At 38.1% G+C, this 26,236-nt stretch carries 28 protein-coding genes; 10 read left to right on the top strand and 18 right to left on the bottom strand.

Annotated features, from left to right (window positions below):
* Positions 1–102: 102 nt before the first annotated feature.
* Positions 103–414 carry a hypothetical protein gene (locus QSJ81_RS04780; protein WP_285716277.1) on the bottom strand — a complete coding sequence of 104 codons (312 nt, stop codon included), beginning with the start codon at positions 412–414 and terminating at the stop codon, positions 103–105.
* Between the two features lie 289 nt (positions 415–703).
* Between QSJ81_RS04780 and QSJ81_RS04775 the strand changes: the two genes are divergently transcribed.
* A complete protein-coding gene (locus tag QSJ81_RS04775) occupies positions 704–1,981 on the top strand; it encodes an SGNH/GDSL hydrolase family protein (protein WP_285716276.1) in 1,278 nt (425 codons plus the stop codon).
* A 301-nt stretch (positions 1,982–2,282) separates the two neighbouring features.
* Here the strand turns inward: QSJ81_RS04775 and QSJ81_RS04770 are convergent, their stop codons facing one another.
* The gene (locus QSJ81_RS04770) at positions 2,283–3,917 is read right to left on the bottom strand and encodes an AsmA family protein (RefSeq protein WP_285716275.1); all 1,635 of its coding nucleotides are present in this window, start codon (positions 3,915–3,917) and stop codon (positions 2,283–2,285) included.
* Positions 3,918–4,440: 523 nt separating this feature from the next.
* Positions 4,441–5,457, bottom strand: coding sequence for an aldo/keto reductase (locus QSJ81_RS04765; RefSeq protein ID WP_285716274.1), 1,017 nt, complete (start codon positions 5,455–5,457; stop codon positions 4,441–4,443).
* 764 nt (positions 5,458–6,221) lie between these two features.
* Here QSJ81_RS04765 and QSJ81_RS04760 point away from each other — a divergent pair.
* Positions 6,222–6,455 (top strand): 3D domain-containing protein, encoded by a 234-nt coding sequence (locus QSJ81_RS04760; RefSeq protein WP_285716273.1) that lies wholly within the window; start codon positions 6,222–6,224, stop codon positions 6,453–6,455.
* 188 nt (positions 6,456–6,643) lie between these two features.
* Here the strand turns inward: QSJ81_RS04760 and QSJ81_RS04755 are convergent, their stop codons facing one another.
* The 5 genes from QSJ81_RS04755 to QSJ81_RS04735 all read right to left on the bottom strand — a co-directional run bounded on the left by QSJ81_RS04755 (position 6,644) and on the right by QSJ81_RS04735 (position 9,335).
* Positions 6,644–7,375, bottom strand: coding sequence for a hypothetical protein (locus tag QSJ81_RS04755; protein ID WP_285716272.1), 732 nt, complete (start codon positions 7,373–7,375; stop codon positions 6,644–6,646).
* A 132-nt stretch (positions 7,376–7,507) separates the two neighbouring features.
* The gene (locus QSJ81_RS04750; RefSeq protein WP_285716271.1) at positions 7,508–7,657 is read right to left on the bottom strand and encodes a hypothetical protein; all 150 of its coding nucleotides are present in this window, start codon (positions 7,655–7,657) and stop codon (positions 7,508–7,510) included.
* 183 nt (positions 7,658–7,840) lie between these two features.
* Entirely contained in the window at positions 7,841–8,710 is an 870-nt protein-coding gene (locus QSJ81_RS04745) for a class I SAM-dependent methyltransferase (RefSeq protein WP_285716270.1), read from the bottom strand.
* 28 nt (positions 8,711–8,738) lie between these two features.
* Positions 8,739–8,993 carry a TetR-like C-terminal domain-containing protein gene (locus tag QSJ81_RS04740; protein WP_285716269.1) on the bottom strand — a complete coding sequence of 85 codons (255 nt, stop codon included), beginning with the start codon at positions 8,991–8,993 and terminating at the stop codon, positions 8,739–8,741.
* Between the two features lie 54 nt (positions 8,994–9,047).
* The gene (locus tag QSJ81_RS04735; protein ID WP_285716268.1) at positions 9,048–9,335 is read right to left on the bottom strand and encodes a TetR/AcrR family transcriptional regulator; all 288 of its coding nucleotides are present in this window, start codon (positions 9,333–9,335) and stop codon (positions 9,048–9,050) included.
* A gap of 286 nt (positions 9,336–9,621) precedes the next feature.
* On the opposite strand from QSJ81_RS04735, the gene QSJ81_RS04730 reads away from it, so the two are divergent.
* The 4 genes from QSJ81_RS04730 to QSJ81_RS04715 all read left to right on the top strand — a co-directional run bounded on the left by QSJ81_RS04730 (position 9,622) and on the right by QSJ81_RS04715 (position 13,723).
* Positions 9,622–10,245, top strand: coding sequence for a CBO0543 family protein (locus QSJ81_RS04730; protein WP_285716267.1), 624 nt, complete (start codon positions 9,622–9,624; stop codon positions 10,243–10,245).
* Positions 10,246–10,504: 259 nt separating this feature from the next.
* Positions 10,505–10,867, top strand: coding sequence for a CidA/LrgA family protein (locus QSJ81_RS04725; RefSeq protein WP_285716266.1), 363 nt, complete (start codon positions 10,505–10,507; stop codon positions 10,865–10,867).
* 2 nt (positions 10,868–10,869) lie between these two features.
* Positions 10,870–11,547, top strand: a complete 678-nt coding sequence (locus QSJ81_RS04720) for an LrgB family protein (protein WP_285716265.1) — start codon at positions 10,870–10,872, stop codon at positions 11,545–11,547.
* 667 nt (positions 11,548–12,214) lie between these two features.
* Positions 12,215–13,723, top strand: coding sequence for a YfcC family protein (locus QSJ81_RS04715; RefSeq protein ID WP_285716264.1), 1,509 nt, complete (start codon positions 12,215–12,217; stop codon positions 13,721–13,723).
* 243 nt (positions 13,724–13,966) lie between these two features.
* Here QSJ81_RS04715 and QSJ81_RS04710 read toward each other — a convergent pair whose 3' ends face one another.
* On the bottom strand, positions 13,967–14,167 hold the full coding sequence (locus tag QSJ81_RS04710) for a tautomerase family protein (RefSeq protein ID WP_285716263.1): 201 nt from the start codon (positions 14,165–14,167) through the stop codon (positions 13,967–13,969).
* The gene (locus QSJ81_RS04705) at positions 14,167–15,336 is read right to left on the bottom strand and encodes a YbfB/YjiJ family MFS transporter (protein WP_352230863.1); all 1,170 of its coding nucleotides are present in this window, start codon (positions 15,334–15,336) and stop codon (positions 14,167–14,169) included. Before QSJ81_RS04705 ends, QSJ81_RS04710 begins: the two co-directional genes overlap by 1 nt.
* 105 nt (positions 15,337–15,441) lie before the next feature.
* Here QSJ81_RS04705 and QSJ81_RS04700 point away from each other — a divergent pair, with 105 nt between their 5' ends.
* Positions 15,442–16,308 (top strand): LysR family transcriptional regulator, encoded by an 867-nt coding sequence (locus QSJ81_RS04700; RefSeq protein ID WP_285716261.1) that lies wholly within the window; start codon positions 15,442–15,444, stop codon positions 16,306–16,308.
* Positions 16,309–16,808: 500 nt separating this feature from the next.
* Here QSJ81_RS04700 and QSJ81_RS04695 read toward each other — a convergent pair whose 3' ends face one another.
* From QSJ81_RS04695 to QSJ81_RS04680, 4 genes are all read right to left on the bottom strand, one after another.
* A complete protein-coding gene (locus tag QSJ81_RS04695; protein WP_285716260.1) occupies positions 16,809–17,444 on the bottom strand; it encodes a hypothetical protein in 636 nt (211 codons plus the stop codon).
* Positions 17,445–17,658: 214 nt separating this feature from the next.
* Positions 17,659–18,606, bottom strand: coding sequence for a tripartite tricarboxylate transporter substrate binding protein (locus QSJ81_RS04690; RefSeq protein ID WP_285716659.1), 948 nt, complete (start codon positions 18,604–18,606; stop codon positions 17,659–17,661).
* 107 nt (positions 18,607–18,713) lie between these two features.
* Positions 18,714–20,222, bottom strand: a complete 1,509-nt coding sequence (locus QSJ81_RS04685) for a tripartite tricarboxylate transporter permease (protein WP_285716259.1) — start codon at positions 20,220–20,222, stop codon at positions 18,714–18,716.
* A gap of 19 nt (positions 20,223–20,241) precedes the next feature.
* Positions 20,242–20,661 (bottom strand): tripartite tricarboxylate transporter TctB family protein, encoded by a 420-nt coding sequence (locus QSJ81_RS04680; RefSeq protein WP_285716258.1) that lies wholly within the window; start codon positions 20,659–20,661, stop codon positions 20,242–20,244.
* 286 nt (positions 20,662–20,947) lie between these two features.
* Here QSJ81_RS04680 and QSJ81_RS04675 point away from each other — a divergent pair, with 286 nt between their 5' ends.
* Both QSJ81_RS04675 and QSJ81_RS04670 read left to right on the top strand, forming a co-directional pair.
* A complete protein-coding gene (locus QSJ81_RS04675) occupies positions 20,948–21,361 on the top strand; it encodes a hypothetical protein (RefSeq protein ID WP_285716257.1) in 414 nt (137 codons plus the stop codon).
* Positions 21,362–21,590: 229 nt separating this feature from the next.
* On the top strand, positions 21,591–22,025 hold the full coding sequence (locus tag QSJ81_RS04670) for a hypothetical protein (RefSeq protein WP_285716256.1): 435 nt from the start codon (positions 21,591–21,593) through the stop codon (positions 22,023–22,025).
* Positions 22,026–22,192: 167 nt separating this feature from the next.
* Here QSJ81_RS04670 and QSJ81_RS04665 read toward each other — a convergent pair whose 3' ends face one another.
* From QSJ81_RS04665 to QSJ81_RS04655, 3 genes are read right to left on the bottom strand one after another with little or no spacing between them, the layout of a single operon-like run.
* Positions 22,193–22,654 carry a pyridoxamine 5'-phosphate oxidase family protein gene (locus QSJ81_RS04665; RefSeq protein WP_285716255.1) on the bottom strand — a complete coding sequence of 154 codons (462 nt, stop codon included), beginning with the start codon at positions 22,652–22,654 and terminating at the stop codon, positions 22,193–22,195.
* A 53-nt stretch (positions 22,655–22,707) separates the two neighbouring features.
* A complete protein-coding gene (locus QSJ81_RS04660) occupies positions 22,708–23,022 on the bottom strand; it encodes a cupin domain-containing protein (protein WP_285716254.1) in 315 nt (104 codons plus the stop codon).
* A 46-nt stretch (positions 23,023–23,068) separates the two neighbouring features.
* A complete protein-coding gene (locus QSJ81_RS04655; RefSeq protein ID WP_285716253.1) occupies positions 23,069–23,296 on the bottom strand; it encodes a DUF2798 domain-containing protein in 228 nt (75 codons plus the stop codon).
* A gap of 170 nt (positions 23,297–23,466) precedes the next feature.
* Between QSJ81_RS04655 and QSJ81_RS04650 the strand changes: the two genes are divergently transcribed.
* Positions 23,467–23,811, top strand: coding sequence for a winged helix-turn-helix transcriptional regulator (locus tag QSJ81_RS04650; RefSeq protein WP_285716252.1), 345 nt, complete (start codon positions 23,467–23,469; stop codon positions 23,809–23,811).
* Positions 23,812–24,155: 344 nt separating this feature from the next.
* On the opposite strand, the gene QSJ81_RS04645 is transcribed toward QSJ81_RS04650, so the two are convergent.
* Positions 24,156–25,691: a sensor domain-containing protein gene (locus QSJ81_RS04645; RefSeq protein WP_285716251.1), complete on the bottom strand. Its 1,536-nt coding sequence runs from the start codon at positions 25,689–25,691 to the stop codon at positions 24,156–24,158.
* Positions 25,692–26,236: the final 545 nt, after the last annotated feature.

Genomic DNA, 26,236 nt, shown 5'->3' with positions numbered 1-26,236 from the left:
CTTGAGTCATTCCTATCTTATGTTCTATATTTCTATCCTATTTACCATTAAAATGCAAAACTCCTGCAAGTCTAAGCTGCTTGCAGGAGTTTATCGTATGAATTAATCAAATGCTTGCTGATAGTTTCCTAATGTTCTTCTAACAGTCGATAAACTGCATTTTGCTTGATGTGCAATCGATTCTAATGCTACTCCTTCTGTTCTTAACTTAAAAATTAATTCTTTTACATCATGGGAAATAGTTTGTGTTCTGCCAACCTTGCTTTGTTCTTTTTTGGCAATCAAAATATTATTTGCTAACGCCAAGTATTCATGGCTAAATTGATTATTCGCTAATGCTAATCCGACATTCAATAATGGAACTTTACCAGCTTCATATGACATCAGTAAGTCTAGAAATTCTTTATCTGTCATAACAATCACCTCCAGTAAATTTATCTATACGGTATCATATTAATTATTATTATTCAATAATAATTTGTACAATGTTCATAATTATCTATTTTGCAAACTGCTACTTTCACGGACACGGGTTACGCAAACAGAAAAACGATATTCCTCAGAACCATCTCCTTTTATCCTAGAATCTAGTGTATTATATAATAGGGTCTTTTTTAATTGCATTTCTACTTATAGCACATCCAACTTCAGTAATATAATTCTATTGCTGAACACTAATCTTCTACTTAGATTGGAGATTCCTATGAAAGTTAATAAATTTATAGTTTTCCTTATTATTGTTACCTTAATATTGAGTTTTGCCTTAACATCGAACTCTTCCGTAACATCGAGCGCTTCCGTCGTTCAACCCAATAAGATACATCTTACGTGGAAAAATAGCGAAGATGTTGTGGCTTATGAAATGGAGGTAATGACCAAACCTTATAAGCCGAATGATTCAGTACCAGCAAAAGATATCGTCTACCATACAGTAGATATTTTTGCTCCTGGCATTGAATTAGATTTAAATCAGCTTACTATTCAACATATTGATAAAACATACTATAGAGTTAGACCCTTAGATTTAAATAGGAAGCCCCTCGCGATTTTTTCTGAACCTATGCCGTTATCAAGTGGGCAATTAAATCCTACAAAGCCGCAGCCCACAGCTCTTTTTAATACAAATCGACCAGTACCGCTTTACCCGACATATTCTTGGATCCCAGTACTCGGAGCTGAACATTACGTTGTTGAGGTTACTAAGGGTGCTCCTGAAAACCCCAATGGAATTATTCCCTCAATAAAGCGAGTACGTAGTTACATCGTGGATGAAGGGTTTGATTGTTATGACATACATGCTTATGTCGAAGAGGGTACCTATTACTGGAGAGTAATTGCACTTAATCGCTACTATTACCCGATAGGTACTTACTCGGATGCTATTCCTTTTCATGTTTCTGTAAAACATTATACATGGGCAGTTTTTGGTGACAGTATTACTCATGGTGGAGGAGCTGTCTCTAATCCACCTTCAGATATTAGATTTGACTACTCGTCGTACATACCTTATGAAATTAAAAACTTGGGTAAAAGCGGTGACAGTGTTGAATCATTGGTCGAGCGTTTCAATAGTGACGTTTTGCCATTTCAGCCAAAATATCTTTTTATACTGGGGGGTGGTAACAGTATAAGAGGCGGAACGAAGGCTGAGGATGTAATCGAGCAATTCCAAAGGCTAATCAATAAATGTGAGCAAAACAACATAACTCCAATTTTTTTAACTATTCCACCTATCAATCCAGACGGAATTGAACGAGTCTTTAAGAAGCCATCTACTAACGATTGGCAGCACCAAACCGATATTGTAAATACTTTCCTAAAAAAGCAACAATATGTAATTGATATTAACCCTTTATTAAGCGATAATAGAGGCTTTTTGCCAACTATGTATTCACAAGATGGTTTACATCCTGATATCTCAGGTAAAAAGGTAATGGCTGATGCTGTAAATAGATTCCTTCTTACTTTTGATAGAATTTGAAACGTAGCTTAAAACTATATTTGTTGTCATCAATCAGTTTATCAGGCGATACTTCGTTCTTTAATACTCGCATCTTGAAAACGATTTTACTAAGCGGTGATCCTAAGTAGATATAGACGTAACCACCTTTAGCAACATTATTTAATATGAGTCAGGTGACGGTCTAACTCATAGCAAAGAACCCACGAAATTCGTGGGTTCTAATTCATTTCCAGATTTGCTTGGTGGAGCCCTGCCCCTTGACACAAGGGGCGAGGGCAAAATGTTCACTCTCGCCTTTTATGTAGGAAAAATTAAAAGTCTACCGGAAAATTTGCTGAATCAATTTTTCCGTCCCGGCTTTCTTTACAGCATCAATTGATGTCGGTATATTCCTTTCAGCAATGGATTTGTTTAACCTATTTATGATTTCCTGATTCAACTGTTCTGGATAAAAAGTTCCTAATGCCGTCTTTATCGCCAGATTGCTTATTTCAGTTTCCGCAGAACCCTGTTTTACGAAATTGCCGGTCAAGGTCTGGAAAGAGAGACCATACGCCTTACCATTATTAATGCTAAAATTTCCCTGAGTCAGTGCTGAGCTCGAATCGCCGACAGCCCTTCCAACGAAGGAAAGGGGTCCTGAAACATCTTTTGTGGTCATCTGTGAGCTCTGTAGTCCACTGCCTGAAATCGATAAATTATATTTTTCCGAATCGGGATAAATAACACCATTGGCCGAAACAGAACCACCGTTGGTTGTACCAGCAGACGTCAGCAACTCCATCACCTTATTCAGATAATTAAAAGAACCGCTGATACCACTTACAACCATATCACCGAATTCAAGACTGTCCAATGTGAAACTGCCGGCAACAACCGGCGAAAGCACAGGTCCTGTAATGGCCGCATTGGCCGCCAAGTTACCTGAAGCTTTCAGATTCGGCATTATTGCCGCAGGGCTGGCCGAAGGCATCTTAACAGCAAAGTCCAACGTCTGGTTTCCATCAGCATTACTTATCACACGCCCATTGCCTGTAATCGACTGTCCCTTATACAAAGCACTTACATCAGTAAAGGCAATGCTGTTGTCCTGCTTCGTGAAACTACCTCCAGCTTGAGTAACCTCTAATGCGCCTAGAGTATGTAGGCCGGAAAATCGCCCATCCACCGACTGTAATGCTATACTACCATTTGTTCCTTCACCTGCTTTTACAGTCAATTCATCAAGAATTCCAGCTGTAACTTGAATAGGATCATTTGCCGTCGTCAAACCTAATTTTGCAAGATTAACGCCTTTTACTAGTAGAGAAACTGTAGAACTGCCACCAGAACCCCACTGCCCGTCAATGTTTATACTGCTTTCTTCCACTTTACCGCTAATAGCTGTTTTACATACATTTTCTTGGGAAAAATCTATGGTTCCATTTACTGCTTCCATCTTATTCTTAAGTGGTGACAATTCGAAATTAATCGTCCCATTCTGAACCTTTACCAATCCAAAGAAATTTGCCTTCTCATCTTTTTTAGTTTTAATCAAATCATCTACGTTAAATTTTCCATCCCGGTATACCAGCCAAACTTCCGGCTTTTCTATTGTAATACCGGTGACCAGCTGCAGCCCAAGCTGTCCTTTAAACAAGTCGCTCCAATCATAGCTTATCTTTATTCGGTCAAATGCTGCTACCTCCTGACCTGATTTATCAAATGCCTGGACTTTATTGGCCACAACCGCACCCAACATTGATAGATCAATACTTTCAACCAAGACTTTGCCATTAATCTTCTCATTAGCCATTGCCAAAAGATTCTGCTCAGCCGCCTGCCGAACTTTGCCTGCGACAAATTGAAATAACCCTGCACCAATCACTAGCAGTATAACTAAGCTAATTGCCAACAATTTCTTCTTGTCCATTTTTCCAAATTTCGTTTCAGCCAATATTTTCTCTTCCTGCATGACTTCACCCCTGATTTAGTTATAAATTTACTTGAATTATCTAAAGAGATTTCGCCAATATCGAATTTTTCTATTCCCCTCAAGGGGATATTTTTAGAACGTTACATTTTATTACTAAAAAAACATCTATTAATACACTATTTATCATTAAACGGGAATTCCCTGCAAATTTCTTTACGCCAAAATTTATCATTTATTTTGAAAAGATCGCAAGGACGGTTCTTTTGGGTCATTTCTTTGAGAAGCAATCTCCAATATTTCTACTCTATTTACCATTAAAATACGACAAACTCCTGCAAGGCTAGGCGGCTTGCAGGAGTTTTGTCATATATATTGTTTTTTGATCACTATAACTATTGTCTATTGGTTATACTCATTGCATGGTCAGGAGTTCGGCATAGCGATCCGTGACCTTGTAAATCCGCCTATGAAATTCACAGGGACGGTTCTTTTGAGTCACTAATATCGTTTTGCCTCATGTCATAAATATATAATCATAAGCTTTTCTTGGAAAAGCAGTATCTCATATTTTTTTAAGGTGTTGTCTATAATCCTCATAATTTCTCTTTAAAAGATTTGGAGTATCAAGACCATAAGGACAATGAATCTTACAGTTACCACAATTTATACAATCCTCTATTTTTTTCATCTTTGCTTGTCCTTCTTCTGAAAGAAGTCCTTTAGTTGTAGACCTGCGAAGAAGCAGAGACATTCTTGCACAGGTGTTAATCTCTATGCCTGCAGGACATGGCATGCAATATCCACAACCACGACAGAATTCGCCTACAAGCTCTTTTCTTTCATTTTCAATATACTCTCGAATCTCAGTAGTCATTATAGGTGGGTTTTCTATATAAGAAATAAATTCATCAAGCTCATTTTCTCGTTGAATCCCCCAAATAGGTAAAGTGTTGTTAAATTGAGAAAGGTACGCATAAGCCGTATCACTTCTTGTTATAAGCCCACCAGCCAGCGCCTTCATACATATGTAACCCACATTCTTATCTTTGCATAGCTTTACCAAGTCCTCATCTTTTTGATCCGCAATATAGCTAAATGGAAACTGTAAAGTGTCGTAAAGTCCTGAGTCAACCGCTTCTATGGCAACTGGAAGTCTATGATTTGTAATACCAATAAAGCGAATTTTCCCTTGCTTTTTTGCCTCTAACATAGCTTCATAAAGTCCTGTTCCATCATTAGGTTTAGGACAAAAACTTGGATTGTGAAACTGGTAAATATCAATATAATCTGTTTTAAGTAAATTAAGGCTCTTTTCTAAATCACTCCAAAATCCTTGAACTGTAGTAGATGGTGTTTTTGTTGCAATAATTATTTTATCTCTTACATTGCTTAAAGCAAGACCTATTTTATACTCACTATCGGTATAACTTCTTGCTGTATCAAAAAAATTAATACCATTATCATAGGCTTTTCTTAACAGCTTCACTGCTTCATCATTAGATACACGTTGAACTGGAAGAGCACCAAATCCATTTCTATTTACTGTTATTCCTGTTCTCCCCAACGTAACATTTACCATATTATCATCACCTTTCTTATGGTTACGCAAATAAATTAGTTACTTTAAATAATTTATTTGTAACACTCTTACAGAGTAAAGTTTAATTAAAATCCAAATTTTTAGAACTCAAGGGGACGGTCCCTCTGATTCATCCCTATCTTATGTTCTATATTTCTATCCTATTTACCATTAAAATACAAAACTCCTGCAAAGCTAGGCTGCTTTGCAGGAGTTGTCGTATATATTATGTTATTTATAGGTGAATTTTGCGACCCCACTACTGCCTTTGAGACCCACTCATCACCACTACTAACGGGAAAAATCAAGGGGACGGTTTTACTGAATCTTTGCATTTATGGTTAAGTGCATGGACCTTATCAATATTGATGACAAAAGCTATCTGCTGACTTTGCAAAGAAACGTATATGACATCAATGCAAGCGAAGAAACCAAGAAGACAAAATAAGGTTACAGAATGAACTAAGACTTCATAAGATAATAGGAGAGGCACTCACTAATGCTCCATGTGAATATTGCATAGGTTTTACGAATGTATATTTTATAAAGTATTCTTTGATTTATAAGGAGGTCGATGATTACTGCGAATTACACTGCTTATTCTGGTGCTATTTTTCACTGCACCACATTGCTTGTACGAAGATAACTACGAAGCACCCGTGGAGTACGTAGCTCCCATAGAGGAAACCGTAGTTGTGGAGCCAGAGCCTCGATACCGCGAAGTTGTCATGGAAATCTCGTACTACACCGCAAACGATGAAGGTATGAATGGTCATGGAATTACCGCGAGTGGGACTAGGGTAGCCGTAGGGCGCACAGTAGCAATGAGTTCTAGGTATTCCTTGGGAACTAGGATATGCATAGATGGTCATTGGTATGTCAATGAGGACCGAGGTGGTTACATTGTAGGCGATAGGATCGATGTATACGTTGCAGACAAGGAAGAGGCATTGAGACTCGGGAGGCAGAGGAAAACAGTGAAGATCGAGGAAGAATAAAGATGAAAATTCAATGTGGTTGGACTGAAGGATGAACAGGATACAAAGAATACTGCGACGTCTGCATAAAAACTTCTATAATGAGTCAGGTAACGGTTCTTTTAAGAAACATCAGAAGCAGCGGAACCGTCCCACTGCTTCTTCAAAAAAAGTAAGCATTGATGCAGCCTATTGCTATACCGGGAGTATTAAAAGAGGTAGTCTAGCTTAGCGATATGAAATAGGACAATTACAAAAAGTACTCCTACTAATGGAACTAAGGTAAGGTACTGTGAAGACATTTCAATGGGAGACACAAATATATTATAATACTCTAGCGCCCAACTGACTAAAGCCAATAGACCAATGCCGAAAAGACGATACCGAAAGCGCAATCTGAGACCGATGCAAAGCGTAACAACAACCCCTGTAAAAATAAGATAGACATTGTTAAAAACAGGATGATTCTTCTCTAGGGCTGATAACAAATAAATTTCGAATTTAAATACATTAAGTAGTCTCGCTAATACAAAGTTGATTATGATTGGAATGGGAATATACGTTAGGTAGATAGCTAGGAGGCGAAATAATAACGATGGCTTCTTTTCCTGAAGACAATGCCAAAACCATCTGCTTATAGCGTACAGAATGATTAACCCGCTACCAGTGTATATGGATTTCCACCAGTAATGTTCATAGACACCGATCTTAACGTAAAGCCAATCAATGCCTGTAAAAGCGGCAGTAATCCCCAGGATAAAGGGCCAAGAAAGCGAAAGCGCATTTATCACTACTGCTAAAGCTGGGACAATAAATAGATCTGAAATAAAAGCACCAATAGTGCTGTCGGTCTGTGGATCAAGCACGATGCCCGGTATATATCGATAACCATCTGTCAGCATGACCACTACTTCGAACGGGTGAATTATGCCTGTAATCATCAAGTGCAGGACCAATAGTTTCCAGTCTTTTTTGTAGTTTAGTGATATACCTAATAAAATGAGACTTATAACGATAAGTACGTAATACCAATAGGCAAAAGTCAGGCTCCATCACCTCCCGTGCTTTAAAATTTACAGATTTAAATAAATTGTACCCATTTTTAACTGAACAATACCACAGGCCGAGCTTGTTGCCTTTCTATACATAGCCTCAGTATCAGGTAATAGAGCAGAACAGAAATTTTTAAAAACGGTATCCCATATTGCTTTCCTGTGTACCATTAAAATACAAACCTCCTGCAAGGCTAGGCTGCTTTGCAGGAGGTTGTCGTATATATTTGTTTTTTTGACCCGCTCTAACTATTATATATAATCGGATGTCGGGTAAAAACCACTACAACAGTCAACTTACAGCGTCAAGTATATAGTATCTTGTCAACATTCGCCTGCCCTTTACCAATCTTATTAAATAACCGTTGCATAAACTATCCTTTCAATTTCTGACACGTTTAACTGCCGCCCGAGCGGTTTTAAATATTTTTTCTGAAAGTACGCAGTTCCAACATCTTCGATTAGCTTAAGGTTAAATTTCTTGAGAAAACTGGATACATCAGACGGGTCAAGTCCAAAATGCCAAGTAATCCCGTATTTTTCGAGATATTTCACCAGATCGTACGCGCCTTCAATGTCGGAGTTTTTTTCTATCACGCTTTTTAGAATATACGTAAACACCAAGATACTCCCTGGCGAAATTTTTGAAATAAAACGCAGAGTGTTGCCTACGGCTTCTTCAGTAATATACGGTGTAACCCCTTCCCAGATAAAAACGATAGGCTTAGAAAAGTCCAACCCTTTTCCAGCAATAACCTCATCCAGAGTTTGAATATTGAAGTCAATAGGAATGAAAACGACATTTTCCGGCAATGAACCGAGGTAGTTTTTAACTTTTTTCTTTTTGTAGTCCTGGATCGAAGGCATGTCTATTTCGAAAAACTTAATATGGTCGCGACCTGATATCCTATACGGACGTGTATCCAGACCGGCACCCAATATTACAACTTGTTCGATCCCACTTTCGATAGCTGATTGAAGCGAATCGTCAATATATTTAGTTCGACAAATTTGTGAACCATGAATACCCTTGGTTTTGTTGTCACTGAATCTTATTATCCAATCTCTAATTATTTTGAATTGTATCAGGAACTGGACAGGCCAATTAAAAAGATTTTTAATTACAGGATCGGTAAAAAGTCTGATTTCCTTTGGTTGATACTGTTCAATCAACCGTCCTGCCGCTACGCTAAAGGCGGTTTGCCCACTTTTTTTATTCGCCATAGTATAATATATCCTTTCTATTCGTTATTCAGGTTGCTCTGATTGTAATTCCGCTTTTAATTATTGTCATACCGTCGTTAATCCTTTTTAAAAATAGATCCTTGTCGAACCCAACTAAAGAAAACTGCTTCCAGATGAGTCCGTAAATCATTTCTATTACCAAGTCGGAATCAATTCCTGGCTTTATAAGACCGCGTTCTTTGTCACGCTCGATCAGTTTTCTCAATCCTTCGAACGAAGTGGCACGGAGCTTAGCTATGAACTCGCTGTCATCTATCTCCATCAGCTTACCTATCTGGCTATATTCAGGTTTTAACTTGCCCCATTCAAATGTAGCTCAGGTTGTTTGTATACAGATTTCAAAAGCATCCGCATCCGGGTCAATCGTTTCCGCCTGACGGATGATCTCTAGTTTTTCCTTTACTATTTCTTCAAATATATAAAAAAAGAGGTCTTCTTTACCGCTAAAGTACTGATAGAAGCTTCCTCTGGGTATCCCAGCAGCCTTTACAATCTGGTTGATGGATGCCTCGCTAAAATGTCGGGTTGAAAACTCCTGTACGGCAGCATCAAAAATTTTCCGTTTCTTATCATCGCTCAGGTTATAAAAAGTGTCTTTCGGCAAATTATCATCTCCTTTCAAAGACATAATAGCACAACGCGCTCCACATGACAGCCATGTCATATGACAATATTGTCATATGCATTTTATACAAATACTAATCCCAATATTCCTTTTGATAAAACTTTGATGGTAGTTGGTTTATTCATTCCCTTATCAATGCCACACACTCCACGTGTACGGAAAGTCACTTAAAAACACATCAGATTTTCCACAAAAATTTTCAATTGAATTTATTAATTAAATTTGATTAAACTAATCATAATGATATGTAATATGGAGGTTAGTCATGGATGCAAACTACATGCTTTATCAGATAAGGGCGGACATGTGGAATATATTACTTGCCCAGTGGAAAACTGACATAGCCACTCCGAAGTATTGGGGCCTTGTAGCAACCATCATAATAGCTTATATTGTTTGGTATCGGCTTACGGATAAAACACGGCTGGCTTATCTATTATTTTACGGTTCTCTAGTCACTGTTATGACGAGCCTTCTTGACCTTTACGGAACGACAGCAGGACTATGGTATTACAAGGTTCGACTAGCACCATTCTTAACAAGTGTTTTCCTTCGAGACTGGACTTTAGTACCGCTCACCTACATGCTTGTACAACAATATAGTCCTAATTGGCGACAGTTCTTCATCTGGAATACTGTAGGAACATTCTTCCTCACCGTGATCGTTGTACAAATACTTTCTCTACTAGACATCGTACAATTAATGAAATGGACCTACTTAAGTGGTTTTATCACTTCGTATCTGGTGGCAACCCTCTCTCGCCTAGCTTTTCATTTGGTCATACAGGTTCAAAATGCAACCCGCGAAGAAAAGCCGAGTGCTTTGGAAAATACCTTAATGCATCCGGCGTTTAAGCCATTAGACAAAGAAGAAGACGATGACGAATAAATATTGGACGGAGTAGTATCGGATAGGTATGCTTAGAGCATACCTATTACTATTTAATTTACAAACAAATCACAGGGACGGTTCTTTTGAGTCATTCTGGCCTTTATCTCATGTACAGTATTTCTACTCTTCAGGGTTACTTAAGAATACTATTCATTTTCAACTATATCTTTTAGGAATATTTCATATTAATATTATTCATTTTACACATGAAAAGCGAAAGGTATATACTAACCTTATAGCACGGAGGCGAAATAAGATGTATATTTCAAAAATTGTTTTTCAAGTATTTATATTATTAGGTAGTTCCATATTGGGTAATGAGATAACCCAATTATTTCAATTACATATACCTGGTAGCATGGTGGGGATCCTTCTTATATTTCTTTTATTGGAGACTAAGATTATCCGTCTGGAATGGCTAGAAGCAGGCGCTAATATTTTAATCACAGAATTAATCTTATTTTTTATACCATCAGCTGTTGGTGTGATCCAGTATCGGCAAATCATGCTGGACAATGGGGTGCGCTTTGGATTTGTTATTTTTCTTAGCACTGTAACGGTGATGATATGTACAGGATTCTTAGCTGAATTTGTAAATAAAATAGGAAAGGGACGATAAGAATGTTAGCGATTACTAGTTTCATAATTACTATTTTTAGTTACTTAGGAGCAAAGTTCTTATACAAAAAAAATAAGTTAGTATTTTTATCACCATTAGTCACATGCCCCTTAGTTTTAATTACTTTAATACTGTCCTTTCATGTTTCTTATGATGTCTATTATGCGGGTACTCAATGGATTACTCAAATGTTACAGCCAGCTATGGTTGCTTTTGCAGTCCCATTATATAAATATCGAGGATTGTTAATAAAATATGGCTTAGAAATTAGTATTGGGGTTTTGGGTGGCTCTATTACTGCCGTTTTATCTTCTATTATATATGGTAAGTGGTTTCATTTGACCCCTCAGCTTCTTGATAGTTTGGCACCGCGTTCCGTTACCACCCCAATTGCCATGGATATATCGCAAACGATTGGTGGTTTGCCGACTATGACAGCTAGTTTCGTAATCATAACAGGTATTGTCGGACTTATTGCTGGACCTTTTATTTTAAAATGGTTCCCGATACACCACCAGGTCAGTAAGGGTATGTTATTAGGTATGGGCGCACATGGCGCCGGCACGGCACAAGCATATGAAATCGGTTCTATCGAAGGGGCAATAGCCAGTTTGACGATGATTTTTGCCGGACTTATTACAATTATGCTAGCACCTATTTTAGTACCTATGATAATATAAGAGGCAATTTTCAGCAGGGACAGGGGACAAGTTCTCTGTCCCCACTAGATTCGCGGAGACGGTTCTTTTGAGTTGCTCCCATTTTTTCGTATCATCAATATAGAAGCACAATCTTTTCTTTGAAAGCGGTATCTCATATTTCCTGCTTACCAATATATACGACAAGCTCCTGCAAAGCTAGGCTGCTTTGCAGGAGTTTGTCGTATATATTGGTTTTTGATTAGCTCTAACTAGAATTAGCCTGTTTAATCCCCTATATTTGTATTTTTTCAAGAACGGCTTATTAGCTGGCAGATGTAATAAATAGGTTAGCAAATAGGTCAATACGCTGGCCTACTAAGCCTTTAAACAAATCAGATTAACAAATTATGTTAATTTATTTTTAATTAAAAGGCTGTTTGAAGAATGTAAGCATAAATTTTTTGTGTAGAACATCAGATAATAAGGGGTTTGTTTATTACACAAATAAAACAAATCACCCCATCAGATCAATTGGCATGTATTTTGCATATATTACCAATTAGAGATTGTATTTACATTTTGTTATGAAGAAAAAATCTATTACAGAAAATGGCATTATTAATATTATTTTTGAAGGAGGGATGATCTTTAAATTATGAAATTCTGAGATATAAGCAAAATATAAGATTATCGGGGAGGAATAAAAATGAGTACAAAAAAAATAAGCTTTCCTACAGCTTTTACTGTTTTATTTATCGTTTTACTTTTTGCCGCCCTACTTACTTATGTGATACCAGCAGGCTCTTACTCAAAACTAAAATACAATAGTAGTCAAAGTGTTTTTGTTGTGACGAAGCCTGATGCTTCGAAAATAGAATTACCAGGGACTCAAGATACCTTGAATCAGCTTATGATTAAAGTTAATTTAGAAAAATTCAAAGAAGGAAGCATTAGTAAAGCCGTTGCAATCCCAGGAACTTATGAAAGGGTAGAGCAAAATCCCCAAGGTATCGTTGATATTATCCAAGCACCGATTAAAGGCGTATATGGGACTATTGAAATTATTATGTTTTTATTTATAATTGGTGGCTGTATTGGCGTATTAAATAGTAGTGGTGCTTTTGATGCAGGTATTGCCAGTCTGTCACATATTACTAAGGGAAAAGAGTTTTTGTTAATTATTATCGTTACCGTATTGATATCCATAGGCGGAACTACTTTTGGCTTGGCAGAAGAAACAATTGCCTTATACCCGATACTGGTTCCTGTTTTTGTGGCAGCAGGTTATGATGCTATCGTATGCATTGCTACACTTTATATGGGATCTTGTATTGGCACCATGTTTTCTACGGTAAATCCCTTTTCATCTGTTATTGGTTCAAATGCAGCGGGGATAGCTTTCACCCAAGGTTTACCAATGAGAATGACAGGTTTAGTAATTGCTACAATCATTACGATTATGTATATCCTCAGCTATGGTAAAAAAATAAAAGAAGATCCAACCAAGTCCTTAATCTATAGTCAAAAAGAAGAAATTGAAGAGCGCTTCTTAAAGAATTATAAAAACAAAATAATTCCGGAATTTACTGTTAGACGTAAATTAATGTTAATTATCTTCGCTTCTGCCTTTGTGATCATGACCTGGGGAGTTTCCACTCAGGAATGGTGGTTTACTGAAATGAGCACATTGTTTTTGGTGATTGGCATATTGCTGGGCATAGTTTCGGGATCTGGAGAAAAAGAATTTGTTGGTAAATTCATTGCCGGTGCTGCTGATTTAGTCAGTGTCGCATTAGTTGTTGGCGTGGCCAGGTCAATCAATTTGATTATGGAAAGTGGCATGATCTCTGATTCAATTCTTAATTATGCATCCAATGCCGTGCAAGGTATGAGTGCAGGTGTATTTATTATTGTAATGTATTTATTATTTATAATTCTTGGCTTTTTTATTCCATCATCTTCCGGACTTGCAGTATTATCCATACCTATTATAGCCCCACTTGCTGATACTGTAGGCTTAGAAAGAGACACCATCATCAGTGCCTATCAATATGGGCAGGGTTTAATATCATTTATCACGCCGACGGGACTTGTTTTAGCAACCTTAGCAATGGTGAATGTAACCTATGATAAATGGTTAAAATTTATTATGCCGTTAATGTGTTATATTACAATTTTTGCAGGAATTATGTTATTAATTCAAGCAGCATTTTAACAAAAAAATCCTATATAAGTAACAAAAGACCACGCTCATCTGATTTGATGATGTGGTCTTTTGTTAATCGAATATTGAAATTCACGGGGACGATTGTTTTGAGTTGCTCCCAACTATTTATCTCATGTCAAAATATATGAGCATAGATTTTTTTTAAAATAGTATCCTATATTTCTATCCTATTCTACCATTAAAATACAATACTCCTGCAAAGCTAGGCTACTTTGCAGGAGTTTGTATCTCTCAATTTCTTTTTCTCAGCAAAGTAACAGTTTCCCCGCCTATCCCCCAGTTATCAGTATCCACCTCATCTATCACGACAACGGTAGTTTTCGGATTTTTTCCTAGTACATCTACAAGTAGTTGAGTTACTCCCTGAATCAATTGTGCTTTTTGTTCGGGTGTGGCCCCTTCTTTGGTTATTTTTATATTTACATATGGCATTAGACATCATCACCTTTCTTATTAATTTTTAGCGTCATCAACACCAGTAAAGCAATCAGCAAAGTCACAACAGCAAAAAGGCTAGGAGCTAACATATCGAAGTTTTTTTGTAAATACGCTGCTATGATTGGTCCTATAATCTGGCCCAAGGCATATATAGTTGTCAATTCCCCAATAGCCTGTATTTGAGCTTCCGGTTTCATTTGGTATGCCAACGTAATAGATAGACTAGTTATCCCCATAAAGGTTCCACCAAATAGAGCACCTCCAGCCAAGGTACTAACTTGATTGGGAATTATGACTGGCAGAAGTATTCCTAGGGCCTGCATCCCGTAAGCCAGCATAAGGCTGGCTTTTATACTGGTCTTTTTGGCAATTCGTGCCCAAAGATAAGTCGAGGGAGCTGCCGCCAAGCCGATAAGTACCCAGCTTTGGTTCGCTATATGACTGAGTTCAGGCATTGATTTTATCATTTGCACAATAAATGTGGCTGTTATTATATAGCCAATACCCTCTAGTCCGTAACTAGTGAGAAGAACGTACCACTTATAATCCCTTACAAAATCATTTTCACTTCTTATCTGTCCTGAATCCCCAGCTTCAGAGTACGACACTTTCGCTAAAGTGTACCATGCGAGGATTCCAAATACACTTCCACCAAGTGCTAAGCCCAGCCATGTGGTTTTCCAGCCACCTATGCTATCAAATATTGGCACAAATATACCGGTAAACGCAATGCCAATACCAACTCCACTATAAAGATATCCTGCCCAGTCGCTTCGCCCTTGTCCTAATGTAACGCTGGAGGCAACGACAAACAAAATTGCACTCAGAAATCCGGAACCTAGCCTCAGCAAAGTCCAAAGTAAATCATTTAGCGTGAGTGGCATACCAATCAGCAAAATTATACTGGTAACTAATCCTGCCCCTAACCAGGTTCGCAAATGCTTTCTAATCCATTTTTTTCGTGAAATATAGGCGCCAATCAGATAGCCTAGATAGTTTGCAGAAGCCATGACTGCGATATCCCATTCCGTTATGCCAATATCTCTTTGCATCAAAGGAATAATTGGTGTGAATCCAAATCGTGAAATCCCCATGGCTAAGCTCAGGGCACAAATTCCACCTATAAGACTGTAAATATTACGGCAATTTTTCGACTTCGCCACCTCCTAGCCAAAGAATATGGTTTTATGATACTATAAAAGAATCTATTATTAGAAGCGATTAATTTCTATGATAGCAATCGGTTTTGCCTATGGAGGATAATAAAGATGGATTTAGACGACATAAAAGTATTCCGTGAAGTAGCTTTACATGGTTCCATGACCCAAGCAGCGGAAATTTTGGGATACGCACAATCCAGCGTTACTGCCCGCATCCGAAAACTAGAAGCAAAACTGAATGTAAATTTATTTTACCGTAATGCAAAGGGAGTGCAGCTTACTCCCGCCGGTCAGATATTCCTGGAACAGGGATTAAAGATAACCCAACTCATGGAAGAATTATACTACCGCTTGAGCCCAAACATAGTTCCAGGCGGCTTGCTGCGAATTGGTTCTATGGAAACAACAGCTGCTGTTCGCCTTCCTGCACTGCTCAAGAAATACCATTCCCTATATGAAAATGTCGAATTATCACTTCAGACTGGACCTACCGAATACCTAATCAATCAAGTTCTGAATTACGAACTCGACTTCGCCTTTGTCGCAGCGCCTGTCAACCATCCTGAAATCACTGAAATCGAAAGTTTTAGAGAAGAAATGGTCCTGGTTGCCGAGAAAAAAGAAAATATCCAAGATATTTTGGATATTATAAGAAATAGAACGATATTAGTTTTCCGTACTGGCTGCTCTTATCGATCGTTGCTGGAGCGGTATTTATTGGAGAGTAAATCTATACCTTTAAGGCGTTTTGAATTTGGATCTCTGGAGGCCATTATCGGCAGTGTGTCAGCTGGTATCGGAATCTCCTTATTACCTAGGTCTGTTATAGAAGATAAACTTCACTCAGGCGCTCTAACCGCTTATGAGCTGCCATCTCATCTACGAATTTGTACAACAATGCTAATACAGAGAAAAGATGTGATACAAACGGCAGCCATGACTACTTTTGTTAATTTGGTATGTACTGAACACTAGTACTTTAAGAAGCAGGTAAGCCTTTTGTACTACCCCTATCAGCAAAGAGCTAGGTTTGCATAAATTCAGAACTTAAGTGCCTCTTTCATCATATTATGTATTATAAGAAGTGAAGGAGGTGAGTGAATCATATAATGAGACAATACGGACCTCCGACTTCTCCACCACCATCGGTTATTCCCAAAAAACCATCATATTCTTATATCATTGATTGTTTGTACTCATACACGTATATATGGACCAAAAATGGAAGACAATTTTGGTTTTATCCTACACGCGTAGAGTATGGCGAAGTTTCGGGTTATAGATGGACTGGAGCCTCTTGGGCTTTCTATGGATTCGATCCGAGATTGATTGATGAGGTAGCATGTTACCCTGTTCCTACACCCTATCGTTACAGCCAAAGCTGAAGAAAAAACCACTATTAATGAACCGTCATTAATAGTGGTTTTTTAACCTCAATGGCACTCTGCAAAAGCCAACACCGTTCCTATGCATTATCAATCTTTACGCAAATGATTATCCATTGTCATCATAAGGAATCCGCAAAAAGCAGCATTATCAACTTGCAGCGAATCATGGACTTCTTGTTTCATCTGCATGATTTGTTCTCGAAAAGCCTTATAAAATTCAAAGGTTGGGTTAGAATTGTATTTGAGTCCTCTTAATTCAAAGTACTCTATTATCCCTTTCGCTGTAGTCGGTTTTACGAAAACTTCCACACTTGGCCGGTAATATATCGGATAGATTGTTAGCAACGGCCATTTCGCCAACTTGTACTCAGAAAGAAGCCCTGTCATTAACCCAAAGCCAAACGCCTGATCTCCATGTAAAAACTCCTTTAGACCATGAGCTAAATGTTCTTTTTCACTATCACTCAAAACTTTCACTAACTCTCTAAACTTTGGCTTTTCAAAAAGAGAAATCAAAGAGGACTGGCTGACAATCTTCCCCATGGAATCTACGATGTTAGCAGGACTTTCAAATTGCTCAATTGCAAAGTTGTCTTGCGCCATTTTTTTCATTTTTTCTACTTTATGCTTTTTCGTCAATTCGAGCATCCGTGGATTAGAAAATCCACCGGGAAATCGTATGATAAAATTGTTTTCGGCTTCTTTGAGCTTCACTTTATTCACAAACTCATCTCCTCTTTTATAACGATTCACTGGAGACGGCTCTTCCGGGTCACTCCATCTACGCTTGTGATTTTTCTCGTTGAATTCTGCAAATTTCTCCGGAATCACGGGGACGTTGCTTTTTTATCAACTTCATGTCAAAAAGGGACGTCTCCCGTATCATCGAAAAGTCCCCTATGTCATCATAGCAATTAATAGAGCTAATAAGTTGAAATTACTTCTTTTGATCCTTAATTTTGTCTAGAATTCCAGTTTCTTGAACCGCCTTAGTTAATTGTTCGCTATCGTCTAACCATTTTTTTTGCAATTCCTTAGGACCTAAATAACTAATTTCAAGTCCTAATTGCTCTATATTTTTTTTGAATTCAGGATTATTTATCATAGCTTTTAACCCGTCGACTAATTTGCCTTTTACCTCAGGTTGTAAGCCCTTAGGTGCAGCAATTGTATACCAATTATCGTATACAACATCGAACCCCTGCTCTTTAAACGTTGGTACAGTTGTATAAACTGGGTCGGTTAGTCGCTGTTCGCCCGATACTGCCAATGCCTTTAGCATGTCGCTTTTTATATATTCTTTAGTGGATGCTGGATTAATGAAAATAACTTGAACATGTCCGCCCAATAGACTTGCTGTTGCTTCCGCGCCACTTTGAAAAGGAACTTGTTCAAGATGAATATTGGCAATTTTAGCAAATGCTTCTCCAGCAACATGGCCTAAACCCCCTACACCTGTATGGCCATACTTAATTTCTCCTGGATGCTCTCTAGCATACGCAATCAAATCATCAATATTTTGCCATGGCTGATCCTTCTTCACAGCCATTACCATTGATAGACTGACAATTTGCGCAAGAGGTTCTAAGGCAGTTGGATAATGATATTTCGATGGACCATACAGGGGTTGTAATAGTAGTTCAGTTCCCGCAATACCAATAGTATATCCATCAGGCTTAGCACCAGACAATTCATTCCATCCAAGGGTTCCAGATGCTCCAGGTTTATTAATAATAACCAAGGATTGTCCTAAGTAGGCAGGAGCTGATTTTTCCATTAAACGTGCCACTAAATCTGTGCCACCCCCGATACCAAAGGGGACGATAAAAGTAATAGGTTTACTGGGGTATTTGTTGGCTGTAGTAGCTACTGATTTATCTTGCATAGTAGAACAACCGCCTAGCATTATCGATAGGAGGAATAAACAGGCTGTCAGTGAAATCAATATTTTTTTTTGCATTTGATTTGCCTCCCTTTATTCAATAAATCCTGCTAACAATTTACCTTTTTTTCAGCACAGTTGATTTTAGTAAACCACCTAACAACGTTGTAAAATAAGGCAATCACCCCCAATGACAGTATCGTGGCTGAAATAGGGCGGGTAATCATTGCCCAGATGCTGCCGTTGCAAATAATCAATCCTTGCGTTAACCCTCGCTCCAGTCCCGAGCCTAGTACTAAACCGATAAGTAGGGGACTTGGTTCAAATCCTGTCCGACGCAGTAAGAAGCCTAAAATACCGAAGATAACAACCCAGATCAAATCAAACATGCTATTATTGATGGAATAGGCGCCAGTCAAGGTGAGCACGGTTACCATTGGCATGAGAATATGGAGTGGGGTTTTGAGTAATTGTACGAAAATACCAATCAAAGGCAAATTAATAATCAACAGCAGCACATTACCAATATACATACTGGCAATAAGGCCCCAAAATAACGCAGGCTGCTCCGTTATGAGTGCTGGACCAGGGGTGATACCATGAATCATAAAACCACTGAGTAAAATAGCTGTTGCCCCGCAAAAGGGAAGTCCCAAGGATAATAGCGGAATCATTGTAGCTGAAATGGCCGAGTTATTGGCTGCTTCAGGGCCAGCTACGCCTTCAATAGCGCCGTAACCAAATTCATCAGGGTTTTTACTGCATTTTTTTTCCAGTGCATAGGAAAGATAGCTGGATATGGTTGCAGCAGGACCGGGAAGTAAACCGACTAAAAATCCTACAACCCCGCCACGGAACATGGGAGCAATAGAACGCCGCCATTCTTCTCTGGTAGGATATAAGTCTTTAAATTTTACTAATGGTATGTCAGTGGCAGTATTTATTTGCGTCATCGTAGATAAAATCTCTCCGATGCCGAATATCCCCATTGCCAAAATAGATAAATCAAACCCTCTGTCTAGTTCATCGATACCAAAGCTAAAGCGGCTGATGCCTGACATGCTGTCTAGTCCGACGGTACTCAGCATCACACCGATAGCAGCCATTAAGGCGGATTTTAGTGTGGACGTACCAGTTAGCTTAGATAGAAAGATCAATCCTACTAAGGAGATCGCAAAATACTCTGGTGGTCCAAAAGCCAGCGCGGCTTTTGCTAAAGGAGGAGCTAAGAGGGTTAGTCCGACGATGCCGATGGTACCTGCAACAAAAGAGCCGATAGCCGAAACCGATAAGGCTGCTCCCGCCCGCCCCTTTTGTGCCATCGGGTAACCGTCCAGGCAGGTAACCACGGAGGCCGCTTCTCCTGGCACATTTATTAAGATCGATGTAGTGGAGCCGCCATACTTCGAGCCATAATAGATTCCTGCAAACATAATCAGCGCTGCAGTGCTGTCCATACCATAACTGAAAGGCAGCAATAGGGCAATGGTACTGACAGTATCAATCCCTGGCAAGATTCCTACCAGCGTACCGATAATAACGCCAATTATGCACGCCAATAAATTACCTGGAATGACACTGACCCAAAAGCCTTGCAGCAGCATATTGAAGATGTCCAATATTTCACCCCCTTTAAAATTATGGCAATGTAACACTTAAACAGTTGGCAAATATAAGATAAAAAATGGCAGAGCTGCTAAAGGAAACCAAAAGAGGCATAAGCCAACCCGCTGCATCAGCTACCTTTAATAAATAAAATAAGAATATAAAAGTAGCTGCAAAGTACCCGATACTATTTAAAAATGAGACATAAAATAGCAGGCCAATAATGATAAAAATAAATTTTGTCCAATGAACCTTATCTAGTACTACCTTTTTGTTTGACCTCAATTGTTTGTAAAGCAGAATTAATGACAATAGCAAGGTTAAGATTCCAGATAAAATTGGTAGAAAGCCAGATTTAGGCGAGTTTAAGGTACCAAAGGCAAAGTGCTGCGCGAAAAATAAATAGCTGCTGCTGCCAAGTAAAAAGAAGAGCGTTATTATTTTTTCAGCCATATTAGTCACCTCAATTATAAAACTCAAAGGGACGGTTCTTTTGAGTCTCTCCCATCTTCTATCCTATTTACCATCAAATTACAAAAATCCTGCAAGGCTAAGCTGCTTTCTTTCTTACACTCCTCGGCATTATTTTTCACTCCACTATGAACCGTCCTCTCGATACTCGTCTTATTGACACAAATTTTCTTTTATAATACAATTTGAACTTTAATTATTGACATGATATACTTCTTTTAGAATGAAGTCCTATAATCTTTTATAGACTATACGAGGTGGAATGAATATGAAATATTATTATATTAACAACAACTCCCATCCGCAAGCTATTAACGCTGGTTTAACCTGGCTGACAAATCAAAGTATTTATCATATCCCGCATCATGGCATCTTAGCCGGCGTCCAAAAAAGTACGCTGGAAGCCGCCTTGCAAGATACGGAACTAACTCAATTTCAGATTCGGGAATCCATCCTTAACGCTGAATTTAAAATCGGCACCGTCACATTTAAAATTATGACCACTAAGAATAACTTCCCGGTCGATCATACCGGCAGCGTGCTGGCTATTCATCCCAACCCGGTTCTTCTCAATCAAATCGACCAAATGCCTAACCTCACCAATATCCTAATCATTCCCGCCGCACCCGGCGAATGCCAAAGCTGGATCACCGCGCACCAAGCTCAGGAAATTTCCGTATAAAAATATAGTGGCAGGTGTATTTTACACTGCACCTGTCCCTGTACCTTCATATAATAAGCTAGTTATTCTATTGATTCGTATATAAGCGATTCATCGATTTGCTGCTTATTGAACAGTGGTTAAACTAGTCTCAGGCAACAACGTCTTGACAACCTAACGCTCTGACACATTGTCCTAAATGGATAATTATGCTAAAATGGAGAAAAAGTTGTTTGGAGGGTTATACATTATGGGCCACATAATTAAAATTGGTTTAGCCTCACTATTATTCGTCTTCTTCTCAATAACCGCGTTACCTTCAGTTCAAGCTGCATCTCAGGCTACAATGCAAGTAAACGCTGAAATTAGTAACTCTAATTTTTGGGATTACACTTTTATCAAAGAAACTATCCCTAGCAAGCCATCAACTGTTAAGGTTGAATGGAGTTTTGGTAATAATGGTAGTAGTCCCAAAGATGCGACCATTATCTCAGCCGGAAAGACTTCAGGTCAAGTAGCTATCGTATCTGCAAAAGGAGAATTAGTAAACTTTAGTATTTGCGTAAGAAACGCCAAGAATGAGATTTTAGGTAAATGGGGTATGCAAGTTACCAATAAGGGACAAACTGAAAGCGTTACGATTTCACTTCCTGAAACGATAGAACCATTGTTTAACAAGAACTAATAAGGGATGCGCTACTGTTGCATCATCTTTTTATAACATTTAAATCTACGTAATAATGGGAAACTCCGTTAGAAATTCTTATCAGAATTCTTAACGGAGTTCTTCCACATTCACGCCCGTCTACCCACTTAATTTTCTTGCTTGTCTGGCCATTTTTTATACTCCTGTTATCTCTTTTTCTTACCTGTAATATGTTCTACATCAATTCGAATCACTGAGCATTTGTCTTTAAAAGAATCAATTACTTTCAAACTTTTATCATAATGTTCAGGGCTATATTTTCTTACTAATGCCTTTAGCATATCGACTTTCTCCGACTCTTCTACCAGATTAGCCTTTCCAAAAACAATAACACTTTCGTAGTTTGCAGTAAAAGAACTAGGCAATAACTCAGAATATCCAACTACCGTGAAACACACACTATTATTATGAGAAATGTTATCCATTATATGCCCCTCCAAGGCAGAATGCAGATAAACAGCCTCATCTAAAACGATATAATGTAGTGGTAACCCATAGGGATATCCATCTTTATCAATTGTGGAAAGTACTCCATATTCGGCTTGTCCCAAAATCTCCATAGCTTCATCATGAGTTACCTGCTTGTGAGAATCACGAATACTTCTCATCCTTTCACCTCCTATATGATCTAAACGTTGTATCATTTAATGTCTTTTATAAGCTAGAATATTTTAACCTGTAAAACTACTAGATTACCTGAACTCCTGTTAAAAAATCCATGCCCTTCTCCTCGAGGAGATAAGATAATATCTTTTTCTTTAAGAGTAAATTCTTCCCCATCAATCGTTAATACGCCTTCCCCCTCAACAACATAGAAGACCTCATCCATATCTTTATGAGTGTGCTCAGGTGTACTCTGCCCAGGTGCATATAGCAAAAGTCCTGTATCAAGGTTACTGCCTTCATGGTCAAGAGCTTTACGCACGGATTTTTCATCTGAAAAATCTAATAAAGAATTAACATTAATTTTTTTCATTTCAAGCCCTCCTTATTTTAACCATAGTTATACTACATATAAAATTTTAGAATTCCTCCGTAATTTTCGCAATTCCTCTCCTGATAATAGGAGGAACAAATGTCGCAATGGGAATCGCTAAACTGAGAGCAATCATCCACTCTTTTATCCAATGTGTGAGAAAATCCTCCGTCCCGCTATTCACTAACGTTAGAACAGCAGAAATAATAAATGATGTAAAGCCTCCCATAACAAATCCAAATAATATCGTTGTATATTTTATGTTGACCCTCATGATTCCACCCTCTCTTTTTCAGCCACAATGTACTTATTGGCACTACGTATTGCCTATAAGTACATTTGTTACTATAATAAGAGCGAAAGTTACTTTTTGCAATAAGGCACTATTTCGTTCAATACAAACTAGACGGTAAGCATTATTGAATTTACTGGAGGCTGACTATATTGACTACTAAAGTTTGTCCTATCGAAGAAGCTATAAACTTAATAGGACATAAATGGAAAGTGCTTATTATTAGAAATTTACTAACTACAGATAATCAACGCTTTGGCTGCCTTCAGAAAGGAATAAATGGAATCAGTCAAAAAATGCTTACACAGCAACTTCGACAAATGGAACAAGATGGACTTATTTCCCGCAAGGTCTTCGCAGAAGTCCCTCCCAAGGTGGAATATTCTTTAACTGATCTTGGAAGAAGTCTACAACCAATCTTGGAATCGATAAGTACCTGGGGAAAAGGATATTTAGGCATAAAAGGAACTGATTCGAAAGATTTCATTGATGATTAAGTTATTTTCCTTCCTATCCAGTATTTTATTCGCCCTATGAAATAAAATAGCACGTCAATATTCTAGTATGTAAAAAAAGTATCAGCATTACGCTGATACTTTTTTGTATTACAGTGACAAAAGAGGGCGGTTCTTTTGAGTTGCTCCCATATTTATGTCTCATGTCATCAATATAGACAAGACGCGGGGATGGTGGTTCTGTCTTGCAACGTCTTTCAATAATTCCACGCCACCTACTTCCCCTTGTCCTTATGTTAACTACACAAGAGCATGATAGGCTTTAAGAGTGCCTTATCGCCTGGACTAATAAACTGCGTAAGACCGTCCCGATACTTCACTCTGACTTAGCAATTGGCATAAAGTTGGTAGTTGTTTCTGCCATTTCTTTTTACATAATATAAGGCTCTGTCGGATTTTGTTATAAGATCTTTAATCTCTTTACCATCTTTAGGATAAAAAGCGATGCCCATACTGGCAGTAAGATTGAGTTTATACTCTCCTATAATAAATGGCTGTCGAAAACCGTTCAAAATCTTCTCTATGAGTTTGATAGCATCGCCTTCATGGTCGATTTCCCACAACAGTAACACAAACTCATCCCCACCAAATCGTGCAACGGTATCATCTTTTCGCAAAATTCCTCTCATTTTGGCCGCCGCTGCTGCTAATATTTCATCCCCAACATCATGGCCCAAGCTGTCATTAATAGTTTTGAAATTATCAAGATCAAGGGAGATTATTACCATTTTTTTAATATTGCGTTGTGCATTTGACAATGCAATATCAAATCGTTCATAAAATAATGTTCTATTAGGCAAACCAGTAAGAGCATCATGGGTAGCCAGAACTTGTAGTCTCTGCTTCATATGACTCAGTTCAGTAATATCACTTATATTTGATAAGAGACATTTTTCATTGCTGACAATGATGATATTGGTTGAAAAAAGCCCAGTCATCATGTTTCCTGATTTTTTCTTAAATTGGAATTCTTTCCCTTGCACCTTGTTTCCCTGTACTAACTCATTAGCAATAGTTACACGGTCTTGATCCTTGCTCCAAATACACAAATCAAGTATTGTCTTTCCAATGACTTCAGCATATTGGTATCCAAAGATATTCACAAAACCATCATTGACCTCAATAATAGTTCCATCGGATAGCTTCGTAAGCATGATTGCATATGGAGATGAATGAAATGTTGTAGTGAATTTCTCCTCTTGCGCTCTGACTTCTGCAAGCAAACGCTTGTTCACCATTAATATAATACTGATTGTAAGACAGATGCTGAGCAGGGCATATAGAGTGATCGTCAATGAATCTGCAAAACCAAATCTCAAAAAATTATTAGTCTGCAATGGAAAGACAACAAGCAGAACCATTCTAACTAAACTGACCACAGTATAACATCCAAGGACTAAGCCAGTAATACGCGTTATTTGAAACAGTTCAGGAGAAATTTTCCACATCAAAAGGCAACAACCTTGGAAGCTAATAATCCCTATCATGAGTGACACAATAATTTCTCGCATTACCATGTCTGGATCAATTAAACCATAGTAAGTAATCAAGCAAACAAAAGCTGCCAGCAGAATATAATTATGGATATGCCAGCCTTTTTTCCCAGCAAAGCGTTCAAGTCCAATAAAAAAAACTACTGCACCAATTAGAAGTAAAGTATTAGCTAGGACGATAGATATAAAATCTGCTATCTCCCCACGCATAATAATCAAAGCCATTCCAACTACCTGCAAAATCATATTAACTAGCCACAACGATACTCCCGCAAATCGTTGCTGGTATTGATACCATATGATTGCAACACTTCCTGCATTAATAATACTGATAACGAAATGTAATAATATAAGCGTCTTTATATCCAAATTGATAATTACACCTCAACAATCTGATAGATAGGAAACATAATTTAAGCTATGATCACATCAATTATTATAATTCGTCAATTCAGAGTTCCCTTTAATACCACCTCACAAGACGCAGAGCCATTCCTTTTGAATCACTCCCCTCTTTTTATCTCACGTCATAAATATATGATTATAAACTTTTCTTTGAAAACGGTATCCCATATTTCTATCCTATTTAGCATTAAAATACAAAACTCCTGCAAGGCTAGTCTGTTTTACAGGAGTTTATCGTATCTATTGTTTTTTTGATCCACTCTAACTATTGTCTATTCTCTATGCTCATTGCATGGACAGAGGTTCGGCATGGCAATCCGCACCGGTACAAATTCACCATTTTTATTTTTATATCTGCATATTCATCATTTGCGCCAATTACTAATTAATCCAATGCGGTTTAAGATTAATTGGGGGTCTGCATATCTCTCTAGTAGATAAGCAGAATCGCTCCCCAGACCACGTGTATCACAACTCCCTGGTCAGGAAGTCCACTCAAGAAGTTGCCC

It is taken from the genome of Pelosinus sp. IPA-1, from assembly GCF_030269905.1.
In the GTDB taxonomy this organism is placed as follows: domain Bacteria; phylum Bacillota; class Negativicutes; order DSM-13327; family DSM-13327; genus Pelosinus.
Note: the sequence above shows the minus strand (reverse complement) of the source record. Positions and strands in the feature narration are given on the sequence as shown.